Source organism: Microbacterium thalassium, assembly GCF_014208045.1.
GTDB classification, from domain to species: Bacteria; Actinomycetota; Actinomycetes; order Actinomycetales; family Microbacteriaceae; genus Microbacterium; species Microbacterium thalassium.
On the sequence record NZ_JACHML010000001.1, the window covers coordinates 1,818,104 to 1,836,363 of the forward strand.

General features: G+C 71.0%; 16 protein-coding genes. 9 read left to right on the top strand and 7 right to left on the bottom strand.

Annotation, left to right across the window (positions count from 1 at the left end; translation table 11 throughout):
• Positions 1 to 144 precede the first annotated feature (144 nt).
• Together secA and HD594_RS08295 are read left to right on the top strand one after the other, a co-directional pair.
• Positions 145 to 2,979 carry a preprotein translocase subunit SecA gene (gene secA, locus HD594_RS08290; RefSeq protein WP_184750485.1) on the top strand — a complete coding sequence of 945 codons (2,835 nt, stop codon included), beginning with the start codon at positions 145 to 147 and terminating at the stop codon, positions 2,977 to 2,979.
• A 64-nt stretch (positions 2,980 to 3,043) separates the two neighbouring features.
• Positions 3,044 to 4,270, top strand: coding sequence for a pyridoxal phosphate-dependent aminotransferase (locus HD594_RS08295; RefSeq protein ID WP_184750486.1), 1,227 nt, complete (start codon positions 3,044 to 3,046; stop codon positions 4,268 to 4,270).
• 94 nt (positions 4,271 to 4,364) lie between these two features.
• On the opposite strand, the gene HD594_RS08300 is transcribed toward HD594_RS08295, so the two are convergent.
• Positions 4,365 to 4,760, bottom strand: a complete 396-nt coding sequence (locus tag HD594_RS08300) for an Rv3235 family protein (protein ID WP_184750487.1) — start codon at positions 4,758 to 4,760, stop codon at positions 4,365 to 4,367.
• 171 nt (positions 4,761 to 4,931) lie between these two features.
• On the opposite strand from HD594_RS08300, the gene HD594_RS08305 reads away from it, so the two are divergent.
• Entirely contained in the window at positions 4,932 to 5,537 is a 606-nt protein-coding gene (locus tag HD594_RS08305) for a hypothetical protein (RefSeq protein WP_184750488.1), read from the top strand.
• Positions 5,538 to 5,565: 28 nt separating this feature from the next.
• Here HD594_RS08305 and HD594_RS08310 read toward each other — a convergent pair whose 3' ends face one another.
• Positions 5,566 to 5,844, bottom strand: a complete 279-nt coding sequence (locus HD594_RS08310; protein WP_246413943.1) for a helix-turn-helix domain-containing protein — start codon at positions 5,842 to 5,844, stop codon at positions 5,566 to 5,568.
• A gap of 99 nt (positions 5,845 to 5,943) precedes the next feature.
• On the opposite strand from HD594_RS08310, the gene HD594_RS08315 reads away from it, so the two are divergent.
• The 3 genes from HD594_RS08315 to HD594_RS08325 are packed head-to-tail and all read left to right on the top strand — an operon-like array spanning position 5,944 to position 9,379.
• Complete coding sequence (locus HD594_RS08315) at positions 5,944 to 6,573, top strand: SAF domain-containing protein (RefSeq protein ID WP_184750489.1); 630 nt, start codon at positions 5,944 to 5,946, stop codon at positions 6,571 to 6,573.
• The gene (locus tag HD594_RS08320) at positions 6,570 to 7,832 is read left to right on the top strand and encodes a CpaE/TadZ family protein (RefSeq protein ID WP_184750490.1); all 1,263 of its coding nucleotides are present in this window, start codon (positions 6,570 to 6,572) and stop codon (positions 7,830 to 7,832) included. Before HD594_RS08315 ends, HD594_RS08320 begins: the two co-directional genes overlap by 4 nt.
• 59 nt (positions 7,833 to 7,891) lie before the next feature.
• Positions 7,892 to 9,379, top strand: coding sequence for a sensor histidine kinase (locus HD594_RS08325; RefSeq protein ID WP_184750491.1), 1,488 nt, complete (start codon positions 7,892 to 7,894; stop codon positions 9,377 to 9,379).
• Positions 9,380 to 9,409: 30 nt separating this feature from the next.
• Here HD594_RS08325 and HD594_RS08330 read toward each other — a convergent pair whose 3' ends face one another.
• Complete coding sequence (locus HD594_RS08330; protein ID WP_184750492.1) at positions 9,410 to 9,658, bottom strand: WhiB family transcriptional regulator; 249 nt, start codon at positions 9,656 to 9,658, stop codon at positions 9,410 to 9,412.
• Between the two features lie 249 nt (positions 9,659 to 9,907).
• Here HD594_RS08330 and HD594_RS08335 point away from each other — a divergent pair, with 249 nt between their 5' ends.
• Positions 9,908 to 10,306, top strand: a complete 399-nt coding sequence (locus HD594_RS08335) for a histidine kinase (protein WP_184750493.1) — start codon at positions 9,908 to 9,910, stop codon at positions 10,304 to 10,306.
• A gap of 6 nt (positions 10,307 to 10,312) precedes the next feature.
• On the opposite strand, the gene bcp is transcribed toward HD594_RS08335, so the two are convergent.
• From bcp to aroA, 3 genes are read right to left on the bottom strand one after another with little or no spacing between them, the layout of a single operon-like run.
• On the bottom strand, positions 10,313 to 10,789 hold the full coding sequence (gene bcp, locus HD594_RS08340; protein WP_184750494.1) for a thioredoxin-dependent thiol peroxidase: 477 nt from the start codon (positions 10,787 to 10,789) through the stop codon (positions 10,313 to 10,315).
• A gap of 9 nt (positions 10,790 to 10,798) precedes the next feature.
• Positions 10,799 to 11,863 carry a ribosome small subunit-dependent GTPase A gene (gene rsgA, locus HD594_RS08345; protein ID WP_184750495.1) on the bottom strand — a complete coding sequence of 355 codons (1,065 nt, stop codon included), beginning with the start codon at positions 11,861 to 11,863 and terminating at the stop codon, positions 10,799 to 10,801.
• Positions 11,860 to 13,230: a 3-phosphoshikimate 1-carboxyvinyltransferase gene (gene aroA / locus HD594_RS08350; RefSeq protein WP_184750496.1), complete on the bottom strand. Its 1,371-nt coding sequence runs from the start codon at positions 13,228 to 13,230 to the stop codon at positions 11,860 to 11,862. The genes rsgA and aroA overlap by 4 nt, the downstream gene beginning before the upstream one ends.
• A gap of 142 nt (positions 13,231 to 13,372) precedes the next feature.
• On the opposite strand from aroA, the gene HD594_RS08355 reads away from it, so the two are divergent.
• Together HD594_RS08355 and HD594_RS08360 are read left to right on the top strand one after the other, a co-directional pair.
• Positions 13,373 to 13,969, top strand: a complete 597-nt coding sequence (locus tag HD594_RS08355; RefSeq protein ID WP_221446827.1) for a sigma-70 family RNA polymerase sigma factor — start codon at positions 13,373 to 13,375, stop codon at positions 13,967 to 13,969.
• Positions 13,966 to 14,208, top strand: coding sequence for a zf-HC2 domain-containing protein (locus HD594_RS08360; RefSeq protein ID WP_184750498.1), 243 nt, complete (start codon positions 13,966 to 13,968; stop codon positions 14,206 to 14,208). Before HD594_RS08355 ends, HD594_RS08360 begins: the two co-directional genes overlap by 4 nt.
• A gap of 135 nt (positions 14,209 to 14,343) precedes the next feature.
• Here the strand turns inward: HD594_RS08360 and HD594_RS08365 are convergent, their stop codons facing one another.
• A complete protein-coding gene (locus tag HD594_RS08365; RefSeq protein ID WP_184750499.1) occupies positions 14,344 to 18,111 on the bottom strand; it encodes a multifunctional oxoglutarate decarboxylase/oxoglutarate dehydrogenase thiamine pyrophosphate-binding subunit/dihydrolipoyllysine-residue succinyltransferase subunit in 3,768 nt (1,255 codons plus the stop codon).
• Positions 18,112 to 18,260 lie beyond the last annotated feature (149 nt).

Below are 18,260 nucleotides of genomic sequence, written 5' to 3' on the forward strand. Positions count from 1 at the left end.
ACCGGGAATGTGGAGAACGTCGCGCTCACCGGACGCCCAGATCACAGCGAGGTAACATGGCGGGGTATGCCCGCAGGGCGCCCGACGGCGTGCGCGGGATCGGCGGATCGCTCGCCCCACAGCCCGACAAGATGGAGAAACTCCGTGGCAAACCCTCTCGAGAAACTGCTCCGCGCCGGCGAGGGCCGTGTCCTCCGGCGGCTGCACCAGGTGGTGAAGGCCGTCAACGAGCTCGAAGAGGACTACACGCAGCTCACCGACGAGGAGCTGCGCAACGAGACCGTGGAGCTGCGCGCCCGCTACCAGGCCGGGGAGACGCTCGACCGTCTGATGCCCGAGGCCTTCGCCGCCGTCCGCGAGGCCGGCAAGCGCACGCTCGGCCAGCGCGCGTACGACGTCCAGATCATGGGCGGCGCCGCGCTGCACCTCGGCAACATCGCCGAGATGAAGACCGGTGAGGGCAAGACGCTCACCGGCGCGTTCCCGGTGTACCTCAACGCCATCGCCGGCGAGGGCGTCCATGTGGTCACGGTCAACGACTTCCTCGCGTCGTACCAGTCCGAGCTCATGGGCCGCATCTACCGCGCCCTCGGCATGACCACCGGGACGATCGTGGCCGGCCAGACGCCGGACGTCCGGCGCGAGCAGTACGAGGCCGACATCACCTACGGCACGAACAACGAGTTCGGCTTCGACTACCTGCGCGACAACATGGCGTGGCGCCGGGAGGACCTCGTCCAGCGCGGCCACTTCTTCGCCATCGTCGACGAGGTCGACTCGATCCTCATCGATGAGGCCCGCACGCCGCTGATCATCTCGGGCCCGTCGTCGGGCGAGGCCAACCGCTGGTTCACCGAGTTCGCCAAGATCGCGCGCACCCTCGAGGCGGGCGTGGACTACGAGGTCGACGAGAAGAAGCGCACGATCGGCGTCCTCGAGCCCGGCATCGAGAAGGTCGAGGACTACCTCGGCATCGACAACCTGTACGAGTCGGCGAACACGCCGCTCATCTCGTTCCTGAACAACTCGATCAAGGCCATCGCCCTGTTCAAGCGCGACTCGGACTACGTCGTGATGAACGACGAGGTCATGATCGTCGACGAGCACACCGGCCGCATCCTGGTCGGACGCCGCTACAACGAGGGCATCCACCAGGCCATCGAGGCCAAGGAGGCCGTGCCGGTCAAGGCCGAGAACCAGACGCTCGCGACCGTCACGCTGCAGAACTACTTCCGCCTGTACGACAAGCTCGCCGGCATGACCGGAACCGCCGAGACCGAGGCGGCCGAGTTCATGTCGACGTACGACCTCGGCGTCGTGCCGATCCCGACCAACAAGCCGATGATCCGCAAGGACCAGCCCGATCTCGTCTACAAGAACGAGCAGGCGAAGTTCGCGCAGGTCGTCGAGGACATCGTGCTGCGCCACCAGGCCGGGCAGCCGGTGCTCGTCGGCACCGTCAGCGTCGAGAAGAGCGAGTACCTGTCGCGGCTGCTGGCCAAGAAGGGCATCAAGCACGAGGTCCTCAACGCGAAGAACCACGCGCGCGAGGCCGAGATCGTCGCGCGCGCGGGACGCGTGGGCGCCGTCACCGTCGCCACCAACATGGCCGGCCGCGGCACCGACATCATGCTCGGCGGCAACGCCGAGTTCCTCGCCGTGCAGGAGATGAAGGCCAAGGGCCTGGACCCGGTCGAGACGCCGGACGAGTACGAGGCCGCGTGGGACGACGTCTACAACGCCACGCGTGACATCGTCGCCGGCGAGGCCGAGAAGGTCATCCAGGCCGGCGGCCTGTACGTGCTCGGCACCGAGCGCCACGAGTCCCGTCGCATCGACAACCAGCTGCGCGGTCGCTCCGGCCGTCAGGGCGACCCCGGCGAGAGCCGCTTCTACCTGTCGCTGACCGACGACCTGATGCGCCTGTTCCAGTCCGGCGCCGCCGAGGCGATCCTCGCGCGCACGAACTTCCCCGACGACGTCGCGATCGAGTCCGGCATGGTCTCGCGCGCCATCAAGAGCGCGCAGGCGCAGGTGGAGTCCCGCAACGCCGAGATCCGCAAGAACGTCCTGAAGTACGACGACGTCCTCAACCGCCAGCGCGAGGCGATCTACTCCGACCGTCGGCACATCCTGCACGGCGACGACATCGCCGACCGCGTGCAGCACTTCGTCGAGGACGCCGTGTACGCCGTCATCGACGACCACACCGGCGCCGGGCACAACGAGAGCTGGGACTTCGACGCGCTGTGGACCGAGCTGAAGACGCTGTACCCGGTGAGCGTGACGATCGACGAGGTCGTCGCCGAGGCCGGCACCAAGGGGCGCATCACGGCGCAGGGCCTCAAGCGCGAGCTGCTCTCGGATGCGCGGATCGCCTACGGCAAGCGTGAGGAGATGCTCGGCGAAGAGGGCGTGCGCGAGCTGGAGCGCCGCGTCGTGCTGCAGGTCCTCGACCGCCGCTGGCGCGACCACCTCTACGAGATGGACTACCTCAAGGACGGCATCGGCCTGCGGGCGATGGCCCAGCGCGACCCGCTCATCGAGTACCAGCGCGAGGGCTACCAGATGTTCCAGGCGATGATGGGCCAGATCAAGGAGGAGTCCGTCGGGTACCTCTTCAACCTCGAGGTGGAGGTCCGCCGTGAGGGCTCCGGCGAGGGCGAGCACGTGACCCAGGTCGAGGCCAAGGGCCTGACGGCCGCCGCCCCCGACGGTCAGCGTCTGCAGTACTCCGCTGCCAACGACGCCGGCGAGGTCGAGGTGCGCAACGACCGCGGCCAGGTGCAGCAGGCGGCGACCAGCCGCATGCGCCAGGCCGCCGCTGCCGCCGCGCAGGCCCCGCAGGCTCCGCAGCAGCAGGCTCCGGCGCCCGAGACGCGGGGCGCCTTCGGCCAGAAGACGGATGCCGCCGAGAACGGCGCCGCGCAGGCGCCGATGAACCGCGCGCAGCGCCGCGCGGCCGAGAAGCGCCGGTGACCGGCGGGCGCCCGGGGCCACGCATCGTCGATTGGCCCCGGCGCCCCGCCGATATCCTGTGGGAATGAGTCCGCTCCGCCCCCTCGACCAGTCCGGCAAGCTCAAGGACGTCCTCTACGAGATCCGCGGGCAGGCGCTCGTCGAGGCCGACCGGCTGGAGGCCGAGGGTCACACGATCCTGAAGCTGAACACCGGCAACCCCGCGGTGTTCGGCTTCGAGGCGCCCTATCAGATCGTGCGCGACATGATCGAGGCGGTTCCGCACGCCCACGGGTACAGCGACAGCCGCGGCATCATGCCGGCCCGCCGTGCGATCGTCTCGCGCTACGAGCAGGTGCCCGGCTTCCCGCCCTTCGACGTCGACGACGTGTTCCTGGGCAACGGCGTGTCGGAGCTCATCACCATGACGATGCAGGCGCTGCTGGACGAAGGCGACGAGGTGCTCATCCCGGCACCGGACTACCCGCTGTGGACGGCCATGACGAGCCTCGCCGACGGCACGCCCGTGCACTACCGCTGCGACAACGAGCACGGCTGGCAGCCCGACCTCGAGGACATCCGCTCCAAGGTGACGCCGCGCACGAAGGCGATCGTCGTCATCAACCCCAACAACCCGACGGGCGCGGTGTACACGCGGGAGGTGCTCGAGGGGATCGTCGAGATCGCGCGCGAGCACTCGCTGCTGCTGCTGTCGGACGAGATCTACGACCGCATCCTGTTCGACGACGCCGAGCACATCCCGCTCGCGACGCTCGCGCCCGATCTGCTGTGCCTGACCTTCAACGGGCTGTCCAAGACGTATCGCGTCGCCGGCTATCGCTCGGGATGGCTCGTGATCACCGGTCCGAAGCGGCACGCGTCGGGTTTCCTCGAGGGCATCCATCTGCTCGCCTCCACGCGCCTGTGCCCGAACGTCCCGGCCCAGTACGCGGTCCAGGCCGCGCTGTCGGGCGTGCAGTCGATCGACGCGCTCATCGGGCCCTCGGGACGTCTCCACGAGCAGCGCGACGCCGCGTGGGAGGCGCTGGAGCGCATCCCGGGCGTGACGTGCCTCAAGCCCCAGGGGGCGCTGTACGCGTTCCCGAGATTCGATCCCGAGGTGTACGAGATCCGCGACGATGCGAAGCTCGTGTACGACTTCCTCGTCGCCGAGCACGTGCTGCTCGTCCAGGGCACCGGGTTCAACTGGCCCACGCCCGACCACGTCCGCATCGTCACGCTGCCCGAGGCGCGGGTGCTCACCGAGGCCGTCGAGCGACTGGGGAACTTCCTGGCGTCGTATCGTCAGTGATGTCTCCCCGGCATCGCGGCCGCGGGCGCGACGCTCGTGTATCAGTGGGGGCGGCGCCGGGTCCGACACGTCGTCGGGGCGGACCGGCGCCGGTCTAGAGGAGTCCGAGCGAGGTGGCGCGCCAGCGGCCGTCCATGCCCTCGAGACGGATCGCCACGGCGCGTGTTCGCGCGGGGCCGCGGACGATCACGACGCCTTCGATGACGCCGTCGGCGGGGGAGGCCTGGCGGATCGACAGGATTCCATGGACGGGCCGCTTGGCGGGCAGGCCGCGAGCGCTGCGCGCGCGGGTGGACAGGTTCGCCCGCGTGACGAGCTTGCGGTAGGGATCCTCGGTGAGCCACCGCGCCAGCTGGTCGACCTCGCGCACTCCCGCCAGCACCTCGAGGACGCCGACGGTGAGGTTGCGCAGCAGCGGCTCGGGGTCGGGGAGCTGCTGCGACGACGTGCGCTGGGGGGCGAAGAGTTCGGCCAGCTGGGCCTGGTCCATCGGCTGCCTGTACGCGCGGGGGTCACGTGCGGGCTTCGCTGCCATTGAGAGTCCTCCATCGGCTGATGTCCTGGGGCTCAGTAGAACACACAGACAACTCTCAGAAAGAACCGGATCGGCCCTGTGGATAACTTGTAACCGAACCGTCATACGAGCCCGTATTCTCGCCGGATGCGGTGGGAACGGTTCTTCGACGACCTCGAGGATCAGCTCGCCTCGGAGTGGGAGGCCGAGCGCGCGGCGCTCGACACCGAAGCCGAGCGGCTCCGCGTCGCGCGCATGCCGCTGCGCGACCGGCTGGTCGCGCTGCGGCACGGCGGGAGCGGCGAGCGGATGCCGGTCTTCGAGTTCGCCGACGGCGACCGGATCGCCGCCGAGGTCGCCGGCGTCGGCGCCGACTGGGTGGCGCTGCGGACGCGGAGCCGGCATCCGGGGATCGTCGTGGCGCGACTCGGCGCGATCGTCTCGATCGCGCTGGACCACGCGGACGTGCTGGGCAGCGCGCGTCCCGCCGGCCCCGCGACGCGGCTCGCCGAGCGGGTCACCTTCGGCTTCGCGCTGCGCGACCTCGTGCGCCGGCGGACCCCCGTCGCGGTCCATCTCGCCACGGGCCGCGTCCTGCACGGCACCATCGACCGTGCCGGCGCGGACCACCTCGACCTCGCGCTGCACGAGCCCGGCACGGCTCGCAGACGCTCGGAGGTCACCGGACACACCATCGTCGGATTCGATGCCGTGGCGCGCGTGGACACGCACGGCGAGCCGCCGGTCCTGTGACCGTCGAGCATCCTCGGGCCCGCGCGCCTCAGTCCGGATTGCGGACGGAGCCCCGGCCCCACAGCTCGGGGAAGCTGGCGGCGCTCGACTGCCGCCACAGCGCCATGCGCCGCGCCTCTTCGGCCTGATCATCGAGATAATCGGCGACGCTCGCCTCCTCGATCAGCCAGCGGGCGGGCGACCCGACGCGCGCGCCCCGCAGCCGCCGCTCGTCGACCAGCGCCATGATCTCGTCGACGGACACGCCGAGCAGTTCGCCGGCCTGGGCGGGCGACACCATGCGCTGGGCGTGCGAGTGCTGGGGCATGTCCCCATTATCGGGGCGAACCGGACAATCGGCGCTGTGACATCGCGGTCTGTGGACAGTACACCGCTGCATCGAACCGCGTGCGTCACGATGGGTGCCATGACCGCCGCCCCTCCCGAACGCACGCCCCTGCGTCCCGCCCGGGCCGACCTGCGCCTCGTTCTGGGGCTCGTGCTCATCGCCGCGTCGGTCGCCGGCGTCTGGCTCGTGGTCACGGCCTCCCGCCAGACCGAGCCGGTGTTCGCGACGGTGCGCACCCTCGTCCCGGGCGACCCGATCACCGCGGCCGATGTGCGCGCGGTCGAGGTCGGTCTCGGCCAGGTCGCCGGGGCGTACCTCGGCGCCGACGATCTGACCGAGGGCCTCATCGCGACGCGCACCGTCGGCGAAGGCGAGCTCCTCGCGCGCGACGCGGTGGGCCCCGACTCCGCCATCCGGACGACGCACGTCGTGGTGCGCAGCTCCGTCGACGTGCCGGCATCGGTCGGGACGGGCTCGACCGTCGAGGTGTGGTCCGCGCCGCTGCTCGAGCCGGGGCGGTACGACGTGCCCCGCATCCTGCTCGCCGACGCGATCGTGGTCTCGGTCGAGCACGACGACAGCGCCATCGGCGCCGCCGGCGCCACCCTCGAGATCATCATCACGCGATCGGACGTCGCCGCCACGCTCGCCGCCATGGCCGACGGCGCGGCGATCTCGGTCGTGCCCGTCGCCGGGTCGTCGCGATGAAGGTCCTCGTCGCGGTCGACTCACCCGACGGAGAGCTCCTGGCCGCCGGCATCGAGCGCGAGGGCGTCGGCGTCGCGGCGGTGGTCCCGGCATCCGCCGTCTCGCTCGCGGCCGAGGATCGCATGCCGGGCGACGAGGCGGATGCGGTGGTGCGCGCCCTCGCGTCGGCCGACGCCGTCGTGGTGGCGGCATCGCGCGCGGCGATCACCGCTCAGGCGGTCGCCCTGTGCGATCGGGCCGGCGTCCGCGTCCTGGCGTGGGGCGACGATCCCGACCAGCGGCGCCTGTGCGAGACGTTCGGGGTCGCGGCGCCCATCGCGCGCGACACGCCGCCCTGGCGCGTCGTCGAGGCGCTGCGCGAGGCCCCCGCGCCGCACGACCCCGCCCCGGCCCGGGCGCCGTCGGGTCCGCGCATCATCACGGTGTGGGGCGCCGGCGGAGCGCCGGGGCGGACGACGGTGGCGATCGAGCTCGCCGTGGAGCTCGCACGCGGCGGTCGCCACGTCGGGCTCGTCGACGCCGACACGCACGGGGCGTCCATCGCGCTGACGCTCGGGCTCGCCGACGAAGGCCCCGGCTTCGCCGCGGCGTGCCGACAGGCGCAGCTGGGCGGACTCGACGCCCGTGAGCTCACGCGCATCAGTCAGCCCCTCGGTCGCGGGGGAGTGGACGTGCTCGCCGGCGTGAACCGGCCGTCGCGCTGGCCGGAGCTGTCGGCCGCGCGCGTCGGCGCGGCCCTGGCCGTGTGCCGCGACTGGGCGGACTACACGGTCGTCGACGTCGCCGCGTCCCTCGAGCGCGACGAGGAGATCGTCAGCGACCTCGCCGGGCCGCGGCGCAACGCCGCGACCCTCGCGGCCCTCGAGACGGCCGACCTGGTCGTGGCGGTCGTCGGGGCCGACCCGATCGGCGTGTCGCGGTTCCTCCGCGCATACCCCGAGCTGCGCTCGGCCGCCGGCGACGCCCGCGTCGTCGTGCTCGCCAACCGCCTTCGACCGGGGCCGCTCGGGATCGACGCGCGCGGGCAGGTGCGGCGCACGCTCGACCGCTTCGCCGGGATCGACGACGTGTGGTTCCTGCCCTCCGACGCGCGCGCGGCCGACGCGGCGCTGCTCGCGGCACGCCCGATCGCCGAGGCCGCGCCGCGGTCGCCATTGACGGCCGCGATCCGGCGATTCGCCGGCGAGGCCGTGGTTCCCCCGCCGACGGCGGAACCGTCCCGGCGGCGTCGAGCGGGGCGGGCGGAGCCGGCTGCCTGACGCGGCACGCGCGGCGCCGTCCGCGCGCACGGGGTCACTCCGACCGCTAGCCTGTTGTGGTGTCGACGCTCAGCGATCTCGTCTACGCCCAGGGCCGCGCCACCGAGGCGGACATCGAGTGGCTCCACCGCCTCGCGGGCGACGGGCAGCTCCTCGCAGACCTCGCGTTCGCGGACATCGTGATCTGGGTCCCCACCGAGGACGACTCCTTCATCGCGGTCGCGCACACCCGCCCGTCCGGGGCGGCGACTCTGTTCTACCGCGACATCGTCGCCGACCGCGTGCGTCCGCAGTGGCGCACGCAGGTGCGCGAGGCGTTCCAGAGCGGCCGCATCGTGGACTCCGCATCGCCCGACTGGTTCGAGGAGACGCCCACGCGCGTCCGCGCGGTCCCGATCGCCCGTTCGCGCGGCGCCGAGGCGCCGGTCGTCATCGGCGTGCTCACGCGGCACACGAACCTGGGCGAGGCGCGCACGCCGTCGCGTCAGCAGATCACCTTCAACGACTGCGCGGACGATCTGTTCGGCATGATGTCGACGGGGCACTTCCCGGATCTTTCGGCGCCGACCTCGCCGCGCCGCGGCGCCCCGCGCGCGTCCGACGGCCTCGTGCGGCTGGACGTCGACGGCATGGCCACCTTCGCGAGCCCCAACGCGCTGTCGGCGTTCAACCGGCTCGGCTTCCAGGACGAGCTCGAGGGCGAGTCGCTCGTCGAGGTCGTCACCGGCATCCTCCCCGAGAAGCGTCAGTTCGACGAGTCCCTGCCGGTGGTGGTCACGGGCCGCGCCCCCTGGCGCGCGGACATCGAGGCGCGCGGCGTGACGGTGTCGCTGCGCACGATTCCGCTCCGCGACCGGGGGACCCGCATCGGCGCGCTCGTGCTGTGCCGCGACGTGACCGAGATCCGGCATCAGGAGCAGGAGCTCATCACCAAGGACGCGACGATCCGTGAGATCCACCACCGCGTCAAGAACAACCTCCAGACGGTGGCGTCGCTGCTGCGCATCCAGGCGCGGCGCTCGCACACCGTCGAGGCCCGCGAGGCGCTCACGCAGGCGATGCGGCGCGTGTCGGCGATCGCGGTGGTGCACGACACGCTGTCGGAGGGGCTGACGCAGAGTGTGGACTTCGACGACGTGTTCGCGCGGGTGCTGAAGCTCGTCGCCGAGGTGGCCTCGGCGCCGAACACGCGCGCGCGGACGCACTCCATCGGCCGGTTCGGAACGCTGCCGAGCGAGTTCGCCACGCCTCTCGCGCTGGCCCTGACCGAGCTCGTGACCAACGCCGTCGAGCACGGGCTCGCCGGGCAGGAGGGCGACGTCGAGATCGTGGCCGACCGGTCGGGCGACAAGCTCGAGGTGCGGGTCCGCGACACCGGATCGGGCCTGCCCGAAGGTCAGGTCGGCCGGGGCCTGGGAACCCAGATCATCCGCACCCTCATCCAGGGGGAGCTCGGCGGCACGATCGACTGGCACACCATCATGGGCAGCGGCACCGAGGTGACCATCGAGATCCCGCTGCGCTACATCGAGCGGCGCAAGAGCTAGCGGACGCCGGCCGCGGGCGGAGCCGGCGGCTCAGGAGGCGCGGCGGGCGCGCGCGGCGCGGCGCTTGAGCGCGCGGCGCTCGTCCTCGGAGAGCCCGCCCCACACGCCCGAGTCCTGGCCGGTCTCGAGGGCGTACTGCAGGCAGACCTCGGTCACCGTGCAGGTGGCGCAGACGGCCTTCGCCTTCTCGATCTGATCGACGGCCGGACCGGTGTTCCCGACGGGGAAGAAGAGTTCGGGGTCGACAGTCAGGCAGGCGGCCTTGTCGCGCCAATCCATAGTGATGCTCCTTGTGACGATGCTTATCGAAGTGATGGGGGTCGGTTTCGGGTCCGATACCCTGTGGGATGTGCGAGCGATGCTCGCCCCACGGCACTGTGGGAGCACACGGCTTTACCTATGGTCCCATAGCCGTTCACCTGGATCAAGAGTCAATCCGCACTTTTGTGTGCATTTTGCTGAGGATTTGCTCGATGGGGTGGAGACATCGCACAAAGAACGCCCCGCAGTGGAAGGAATCACGCGCGAATGCAGACATCGGTGGTCGATCGGATCTCGGCCGTGCTCCTGTGGGCCGAGGGCGTCGGAATCCTCGCCCTCGCCGGGTGGGAGCTGCTGGCGCTGCTGGCGGGCGACACCGGCTCGGTCGACAGCTCGGTCGCGCTCCTGGTGCTGACGGCCGTCGGGGCGGTCGGCGTCGTGGCGTTCGGCGTGGCCGTGTGGCGCGGTCGGTCGTGGGGCCGCTCGGGCGGCATCGTCACGCAGCTGCTGATCCTGGCGGTCGCGCTGGGCGCCGCCACCGGTGCGTATGCCGACCCCGCGGCGGCGGTGGCCCTGGCCGTCCCCGCCGTGCTCGTGTTCGCACTGCTGATCGTCGGCGCGCGCAACGCGGCGACGAGCGCGCGACGCGACGCCGCGGGGGAGTGAGCAGGCTCAGCCGGCGAGGCCGACGAGCGCCCGCACGCGTGCGACGTGGCCGGTGGCCTTGACGTTGTAGAGCGCGTGCTCGATGCGGCCCTCGGCGTCGATCACGAACGTCGAGCGGATGACGCCCTCGACGACCTTGCCGTAGTTCATCTTCTCGCCCCACGCGCCGTAGGCGGCGTGGACGGCGTGGTCGGGGTCGCTCAGCAGGTCGTAGGTGAGGCTGTCGCGCTCGCGGAACGTCCGCAGCTTCGCGGTGTCGTCCCGCGAGATGCCGACGACCTCGAAGCCGGCTGACTGCAGCGGCGCGAGGCTGTCGCGGAAGTCGCACGCCTCGGTCGTGCAGCCGGGGGTCATCGCGGCCGGGTAGAAGAAGGCGATCACGCGGCGCCCGCGCAGGTCCGCCAGCGCGACGGTGCCGTCGTCCTGGTTGACGAGGGAGAAGTCGGGTGCGGTGTCGCCGGGGTTCAGTCGTGCGTCTGTCACCCCTCCAGCCTAGGGCGTCGCATCCCTCCGGGTGCGGTCGCCGAAGGTCTCCAGGAGCCGCTGCAGCGAATCGAGCCGCTCCGCTCCGCGCGGCCCGAGCCGGTCCTCGTCGAGGGCTTCGTTGAGCGCGCAGTCCGGCGCGTCGGGCAGATGGGTGCACCCGCGCGGACAGTCCTGGGCCACCTCGTCGAGGTCGGTGAACGCGCGCAGGATGTTCGCCGGATCCACGTGGCCGAGCCCGAACGAGCGCACGCCGGGCGTGTCGATCACCCAGCCCGCGCCCCCGGCTCCCCGGTATCGCAGCGACACGGTGGAGCTCGAGGTGTGCCTGCCCCGTCCGGTCACGACGTTGACGTGCCCGGTCGCGCGCTGCGCCGTCGGCACCAGGGCGTTCACGAGGGTGGACTTGCCGACTCCGGAGTGCCCGACGAAGACGGTCGAGTGACCCACGAGCGCGGCGCCGATCTCATCGGTCGGCATGTCGCCGCGGGCGCTCGTGAACACCGTCAGATCGATCCCCTCGAAATGCCCGAGGAACTCCGTCGGGTCGGCGAGGTCGGTCTTGGTCACGACCAGGAGAGGGCGGATGCCGGCGTCCAGCGCGGCGATCAGGTAGCGGTCGACGAGGCGCTCGCGCGGTTCGGGGTCGGCGGCGGCCACGACGATCAGCATCTGGTCGGCGTTGGCCACGACGATGCGCTCGACCTGGTCGGTGTCGTCGGCGCTGCGGCGCAGGAGCGAGGAGCGCTCCTCGATGCCCACGATGCGGGCGAGCGTGCCCTCGTCGCCGGACGTGTCGCCGACCACGCGCGCGCGATCGCCCGTCACGATGGGGGTCTTGCGCAGCTCGCGTGCGCGCGCCGCGAGCGCGGGATGCTCGTCGTCGCCGTCCTCGCCGATCAGGACGGTGTACCGGCCGCGATCGACGCCGAGGACGCGTGCGATCTGCGCATCCGCGTGCGCCGGCCGGCGCTTGGTGCGGGGACGGTTGGCCTTCGGATTGGGGCGGACGCGCACGTCGGCTTCGTCGAACTCCGGTTCGTCGTCGTCGTCGAGGTCGTCGAGCCAGCTCACGATGCCCGCGCGGCCTCCGCCCGGACGGGGTCGTCGACCTGGCCCTCGAGCATGTCGCGCCACAGCTGCGGGAACTCCGGCATGGTCTTCGCCGTGGTCCCGATGTCGTCGACCTCGACGCCCGGGACGGCGAGCCCCATGAGCGCGCCGGTGGTCGCCATGCGGTGGTCGTGGTACGCCTGCCACAGTCCGCCGTGCAGGTCGCGCGGGATGATGCGGATGCCGTCGGGAAGCTCCTGCGCCTCGCCGCCGAGTCGGCGCAGCTCGGTCGCGAGGGCCGCGATGCGGTCGGTCTCGTGGCCCCGGATGTGGCCGATGCCGTGCAGGGTCGAGGGTGCGTCGGCGAACGCCGCGAGGGCGAAGATCGTGGGTGTCAGCTCGCCCGCCGCCGACAGGTCCAGGTCGAGTCCGTGGATGCCGGCGCCGGCGGCGACGGTGAGGGCGCCGCCGCGGCGGGAGACGCGGGCGCCCATCGCCTGGAGGATCTCGGTGAGCATGGCGCCGGGCTGAGTCGAGCGGGCGGGCCACCCGGTCACGGTGACCTGGCCGCCCGTGATCATGGCGGCCGCGAGGAACGGCGCCGCGTTCGACAGATCCGGCTCGATAGCGACATCCTTGCCGCGCAGCGCACCCGCGGGAACGATCCACTCGCCGAGCGACGGGCGCTCGACGTGCACCCCGCGATGGGCCAGCGCCTCGATCGTCATGTCGATGTGGGGCATGCTCGGGAGGCGGTCGCCGGAATGGATGAGGTGCAGACCGACGTCGAAGTGGGGCGCTGCCAGCAGCAGTCCCGACACGAACTGGCTGGACGCACTCGCGTCGATCGTGATCTCGCCGCCGCGGACGTGACCGCGCCCGCGGATCGTGAACGGCAGCGCCCAGTGGCCGCCGTCGTCGATGTCGACGCCGACGTCTCGCAGGGCGGAGATCATCGCTCCCATGGGGCGGTGCAGGGCGCTCTCGTGCGCCGTGAGGGTGACGTCGCCCTCGGCGAAGCCGCCGAGCGCAGCCACGAAGCGCATCACCGTGCCCGCCTGCCCGCAGTCGACGACGGAGTCGCCCTGCAGCGGAAGACGCGGGGTGACGACGATGTCGTCGCCGAACGCGCCGTCACCGGGTTCGTATGCGATGTCGACTCCCAGGGCGCGCAGCGCATCGACCATCCGAGCCGAGTCGTCGGAGTGCAGCGGTGCGATGAGCCTGCTGGGTCCGTCCGCGAGCGAGGCCAGGATGAGCTCTCTGTTGGTGAGGGACTTCGATCCGGGCACCGTCACGGTCGCATGGACGGGGCGGGACGCCGTGGGCGCACTCCAGGCGGAGCGCGCGCCGGGAGCGCCGGCGGGGGAATACGCGTCGGTCGTCATCGGTTCCTACCCTACTGAACCTCATCCGCCCAGCCGCGAAACGAAAGGCCGCATGATCGTCGCACTCGACTCCGTCGACCGGCCCGCGCTGTCGGCCGCCTCCCAGGCACGTCTGGAGGGCGCCGCCGTAGACTGGCGCCTGATGTCCGAATCGACCGATCCCGCCCGTGAGACACGCGACCAGTTCGAAGCGCAGGCGCTGCCGTTCATGGATCAGCTCTACGCCGCCGCGATGCGCATGACGCGCAATCCGGCGGACGCCGCCGACCTCGTGCAGGAGACGTTCGTCAAGGCGTTCGCCTCGTGGAGTTCCTTCAAGCAGGGCACGAACCTCAAGGCGTGGCTGTACCGGATCCTCACGAACACCTACATCAACACGTACCGCAAGAAGCAGCGTGAGCCGTTCCAGGGCACGATCGACGAGCTCGAGGACTGGCAGCTCGGCGGCGCCGAGTCCACGACCGCGAGCACGAGCCGCTCCGCCGAGGCGGAGGCGATCGACCACATGCCCGCGTCGGCGGTCAAGGAGGCGCTGCAGTCGATCCCCGAGGACTTCCGGCTCGCGGTGTACCTCGCCGATGTCGAGGGCTTCGCGTATCAGGAGATCGCCGACATCATGAAGACCCCCATCGGCACGGTGATGAGCCGTCTGCACCGCGGCAGACGCCTGCTTCGCGAGCTGCTGGCCGACTACGCACAGGAGCGCGGCATCTCCGCCGCCGCAAGGAGCGCACGATGACCGATTGCGGATGCGACAAGGCACGTCGCGACCTCGAGGAGTACTTGCGCGACGAGGTCTGCAAGACCCGCCACTCCGACATCGCCGAGCACCTCGAGAACTGCCCCGGGTGCCGCGACGAGGCTCTCGTGGCCCGCACGCTGACCGACGTCGTCGCGCGGGCGTGCAAGGAGACGGCGCCCGACGAGCTGCGCGCGCGTGTGCTCGATCGCCTGCGCGCAGCGCATACCTCCCACTGACCGCTGCCGCCGCTGCGGCACCGGAGCCGACGGGGGAGTCCGCCGTGCGCTGCCGTTCCACGAGGCTGACCGGACGCTGCGGACAGACGAGACGGCGGGGCCCGTGGGCCCCGCCGTCGTCCGTTCCGCTTCGGATCAGACCGTCAGCGACTTCTTGAGGATCTCGGCCTGCTCGAAGGCGTGGACCTTCGGCGAGCCGGTCGCGGTCGAGGCTGCTGCCGCGCGTGAGATGCGGCGGATCGTCCGGCCGTGCAGGTGCTTGACGATCTCGAGCGCGATGAACGGCCAGGCGCCCTGGTTCTCAGGCTCGTCCTGCACCCACACCAGCTCGGCGTTGGGGTAGGTGTCGAGGATCGCGTTGAGCTCCTCGACGGGCGCCGGGTAGAACTGCTCGAGACGCACGAGGACGACCGCCTCGTTGGGCTTCTTGTCGAGCTCGGTCTTGAGATCCCAGTGGATCTTGCCCGAGTGCAGCAGCACGCGCTTGACGGCGGAGCGGTCGAGCTGACGCGCGTCGTCGATGACCGGCTGGAACGAGGTGCCGGTCGTGAAGTCCTCGACGGCACTGGTGGCGCCGCGCAGGCGCAGCATGGCCTTCGGGGTGAAGACGACCAGCGGACGGCGCGGACGCTGATACGCCTGACGGCGCAGCAGGTGGAAGTACGACGCGGGCGTGGACGGGCGCGCGACCGTCATGTTGTCCTGCGCGCACATCTGCAGGTAGCGCTCGATGCGGGCCGACGAGTGGTCCGGTCCCTGGCCCTCGTAGCCGTGGGGGAGGAGGAGCGTCACGCCGGACTCCTGGCCCCACTTCTGCTCGGCGGACGAGATGAACTCGTCCACGACCGACTGCGCGCCGTTGGCGAAGTCGCCGAACTGCGCCTCCCACAGCACCAGCGCGTCGGGGCGCTCGACCGAGTAGCCGTACTCGAACGCCATGGCGGCGTACTCGCTCAGCAGCGAGTCGTAGACCCACAGGCGGCCCTGATCCTCGCTGAGGTTGGCCAGCGGGATCCACTCCTGGCCGTTGCCGCGATCGTGGAAGACGGCGTGGCGCTGCACGAACGTGCCGCGGCGGGAGTCCTGTCCGGCCAGGCGGACATTGGTCTTCTCCGCCAGCAGCGAGCCGAAGGCGAGGAGCTCGGCGAAGGCCCAGTCGATCGAGCCGTTGCGGCTCATGTCGAAGCGCTTGTCGAGCAGCTGCTGGAGCTTCCCGTGCACGGTGAACCCGTCGGGCTTGTTGACGAACGCGTCGCCGATGGCCTCGACCATGCCGCGCGAGACGGCGGTGGCCGGTGGCGCGGCGACCTCGGGCTCGGCGACCTCGGCGTCCTCGGCGGCCTCGTCGACGACCGCCGACGAACCGGTCTCGGCGGCGTGGGTCTCGGCGAACGCGACCTCGAGGCGGTCCTGGAAGTCGCGCTTGGCCTGCTCGAACTCCTCCTGCGTGATGTCACCGCGGCCGACGAGGGATTCGGTGTACAGGCGACGCACCGACCGCTTGGCCTCGATGAGGTTCGTCATCAGCGGCTGCGTCATCGACGGGTCGTCGCCCTCGTTGTGCCCGCGGCGGCGGTAGCACACCAGGTCGATGACGACGTCGCGGTGGAAGCGCTCGCGATACGCGAAGGCGACCTGTGCGACGCGGACGACCGCCTCGGGGTCGTCGCCGTTGACGTGGAAGACCGGCGCCTGGATCGTCTTGGCCACGTCGGTGGCGTACACCGACGAGCGGCCGTCCTGCGGCAGCGTGGTGAAGCCGACCTGGTTGTTGACCACGACGTGGACGGTGCCGCCGGTGCGGTAGCCGCGCAGACGCGACATCTGGAGCGTCTCGACGACCACGCCCTGGCCGGCGAAGGCCGCGTCGCCGTGCACGAGGACCGGCAGCCACGAGTACGTGCCGACGGGCTTCTGGTCCTGCTTGGCGCGGACGATGCCTTCGAGCACGCCGTCCACCGTCTCGAGGTGAGAGGGGTTGGCCGCCAGGTAGACCGGCAGTTCGCCGCCGTCGTCGGCGACGAAGGTCCCCTCGGTGCCGAGGTGGTACTTGACGTCGCCCGAGCCGCTCTTGGAGCCGACGGCGACGGCGCCCTCGAACTCGCGGAAGACCTGGCCGTACGTCTTGCCGGCGATGTTCGTGAGCACGTTCAGACGGCCGCGGTGGGCCATTCCGATGGCGGCGCCGTCGAGGCCCGCCTCGGCCGCGCCCTGCAGCACCTCGTCCAGCAGCGGGATGAGCGACTCGCCGCCCTCGAGGCTGAAGCGCTTCTGCCCGACGTACTTCGTCTGCAGGAACGTCTCGAAGGCCTCGGCCTGGTTGAGCTTGTCGAGGATGCGCATCTGCTCGTCGTGCCCGGGCTTCTCGTACTTCAGCTCGAGGTTCTCCTGGAACCAGCGACGCTGCTCGGGCTGCTGGATGTGCATGTACTCGATGCCGATGGTGCGGCAGTACGAGTCGCGCAGGACGCCGAGGATGTCGCGCAGCTTCATGAGGCGCTTGCCGCCGAAGCCGCCCGTGACGAACTCGCGGTCGAGGTCCCAGAAGGTCAGGCCGTGGTTCTCGATCTCGAGGTCGGGGTGGGTGCGCTGGACGTACTCGAGCGGGTCGATGTCGGCCATCAGGTGGCCGCGGACGCGGAACGCGTTGATGAGCTCCTGCACGCGAGCGGTCTTGTCGACGCGCTCGGCGACGTCGACGTTGATGTCGCTGGCCCAGTGGATGGGCGCGTACGGGATGCGCAGCGCGGCGAAGATGTCGTCGTAGAAGTCGCGCTGGCCGATGAGCAGCTCGTGGACCTTCTTGAGGAACTCGCCCGAGCCGGCGCCCTGGATGACGCGGTGGTCGTAGGTGCTGGTCAGCGTGATCGTCTTGCCGATCCCCAGCTCGTTGAGCGTCTTGTCGCTGGAGCCCTGGAACTCGGCGGGGTACTCGAGGGCGCCCGCGCCGACGATGCAGCCCTGCCCCTTCATCAGGCGCGGCACCGAGTGGACGGTGCCGATGCCGCCGGGGTTGGTGAGCGAGACCGTCGTGCCCTGGAAGTCCGCGGCGGTGAGCTTGCCGTTGCGGGCGCGCGTGACGAGGTCCTCGTAGGTCGCGAGGTACTCGCCGAAGGTCAGCGTGTCGGCGCGCTTGATGCTCGGGACCATGAGCGCGCGCGTGCCGTCGGGCTTGGGCAGGTCGATCGCGATGCCGAGGTTGACGTGCGCGGGGGCGACGACCGACGGCTTGCCGTCCATCTCGGCGTAGAACACGTTCTGGCTCGGGAACTCCTTGAGCGCCCGGATGATCGCCCAGCCGATGAGGTGCGTGAAGCTCACCTTGCCGCCGCGCGTGCGCGACATGTGGTTGTTGATCACGATCCGGTTGTCGATCATGAGCTTGGCCGGGACCGTGCGGACGCTGGTCGCGGTGGGGACGGTCAGCGACTCGTCCATGTTCGCCGCGAGGGCCTTCGTCATGCCCTTGAGGACCGTGACCTGGTCCTCGGCGCCCTCATCGGCCGAGGACGGCGTGACGGTGGGCGCCTGCGCCGGGATCGGCTGGGCGGCGGCGGGTCGCGCCGTCGTGCGCGCCACCGGGTGCGCCGTGCCGTTGGCCGAAGCCGCGTCGGAGGCCGCAGGGGCCGCCGCCGGAGCCGCCGCGGGGGCTGCAGGCGCAGCGGGAGCGACTGCGGCAGGTGCGGCCGCGGGCTTGGCGGCGGGGGCCGGCTGCGTCGGCGCCGACGGCACGCGGCCGTCGGTGCCACCCGAGGGGTGGTACGTCTCGAGGATCGGCCACCAGGCCTTGTCGACGGAATTCGGGTCCTTGGTGAACTGCTCGTACAGTTCCTCGACAAGCCACTCGTTGGCTCCGAACTCGCTCTCGTTCGTCACCCCGATGCCGGTCACCTGGCTCGACACGCTCGATCGCCTGCTTTCATCGGTGAAGTTCAGTGGGAAGGCGGGCGAAAGCCACGCACTCACGAAGGTTAAGCGTATCCCAGTCGGGCGGTGCCGAAACCGCGTCCCGCGGCACCCGTGCGAACGATCGTGCATCGTTATGCGCGATG

Coding starts and splice junctions, on each gene's coding strand:
- HD594_RS08295 (WP_184750486.1), top strand. CDS start 3,044: ATGAGTCCGCTCCGCCCCCTCGACCAGTCCGGCAAGCTCAAGGACGTC.
- HD594_RS08300 (WP_184750487.1), bottom strand. CDS start 4,760: ATGGACCAGGCCCAGCTGGCCGAACTCTTCGCCCCCCAGCGCACGTCG.
- HD594_RS08305 (WP_184750488.1), top strand. CDS start 4,932: ATGCGGTGGGAACGGTTCTTCGACGACCTCGAGGATCAGCTCGCCTCG.
- HD594_RS08310 (WP_246413943.1), bottom strand. CDS start 5,844: ATGCCCCAGCACTCGCACGCCCAGCGCATGGTGTCGCCCGCCCAGGCC.
- HD594_RS08315 (WP_184750489.1), top strand. CDS start 5,944: ATGACCGCCGCCCCTCCCGAACGCACGCCCCTGCGTCCCGCCCGGGCC.
- HD594_RS08320 (WP_184750490.1), top strand. CDS start 6,570: ATGAAGGTCCTCGTCGCGGTCGACTCACCCGACGGAGAGCTCCTGGCC.
- HD594_RS08330 (WP_184750492.1), bottom strand. CDS start 9,658: ATGGATTGGCGCGACAAGGCCGCCTGCCTGACTGTCGACCCCGAACTC.
- HD594_RS08335 (WP_184750493.1), top strand. CDS start 9,908: ATGCAGACATCGGTGGTCGATCGGATCTCGGCCGTGCTCCTGTGGGCC.
- aroA (WP_184750496.1), bottom strand. CDS start 13,230: ATGACGACCGACGCGTATTCCCCCGCCGGCGCTCCCGGCGCGCGCTCC.
- HD594_RS08355 (WP_221446827.1), top strand. CDS start 13,373: ATGTCCGAATCGACCGATCCCGCCCGTGAGACACGCGACCAGTTCGAA.
- HD594_RS08360 (WP_184750498.1), top strand. CDS start 13,966: ATGACCGATTGCGGATGCGACAAGGCACGTCGCGACCTCGAGGAGTAC.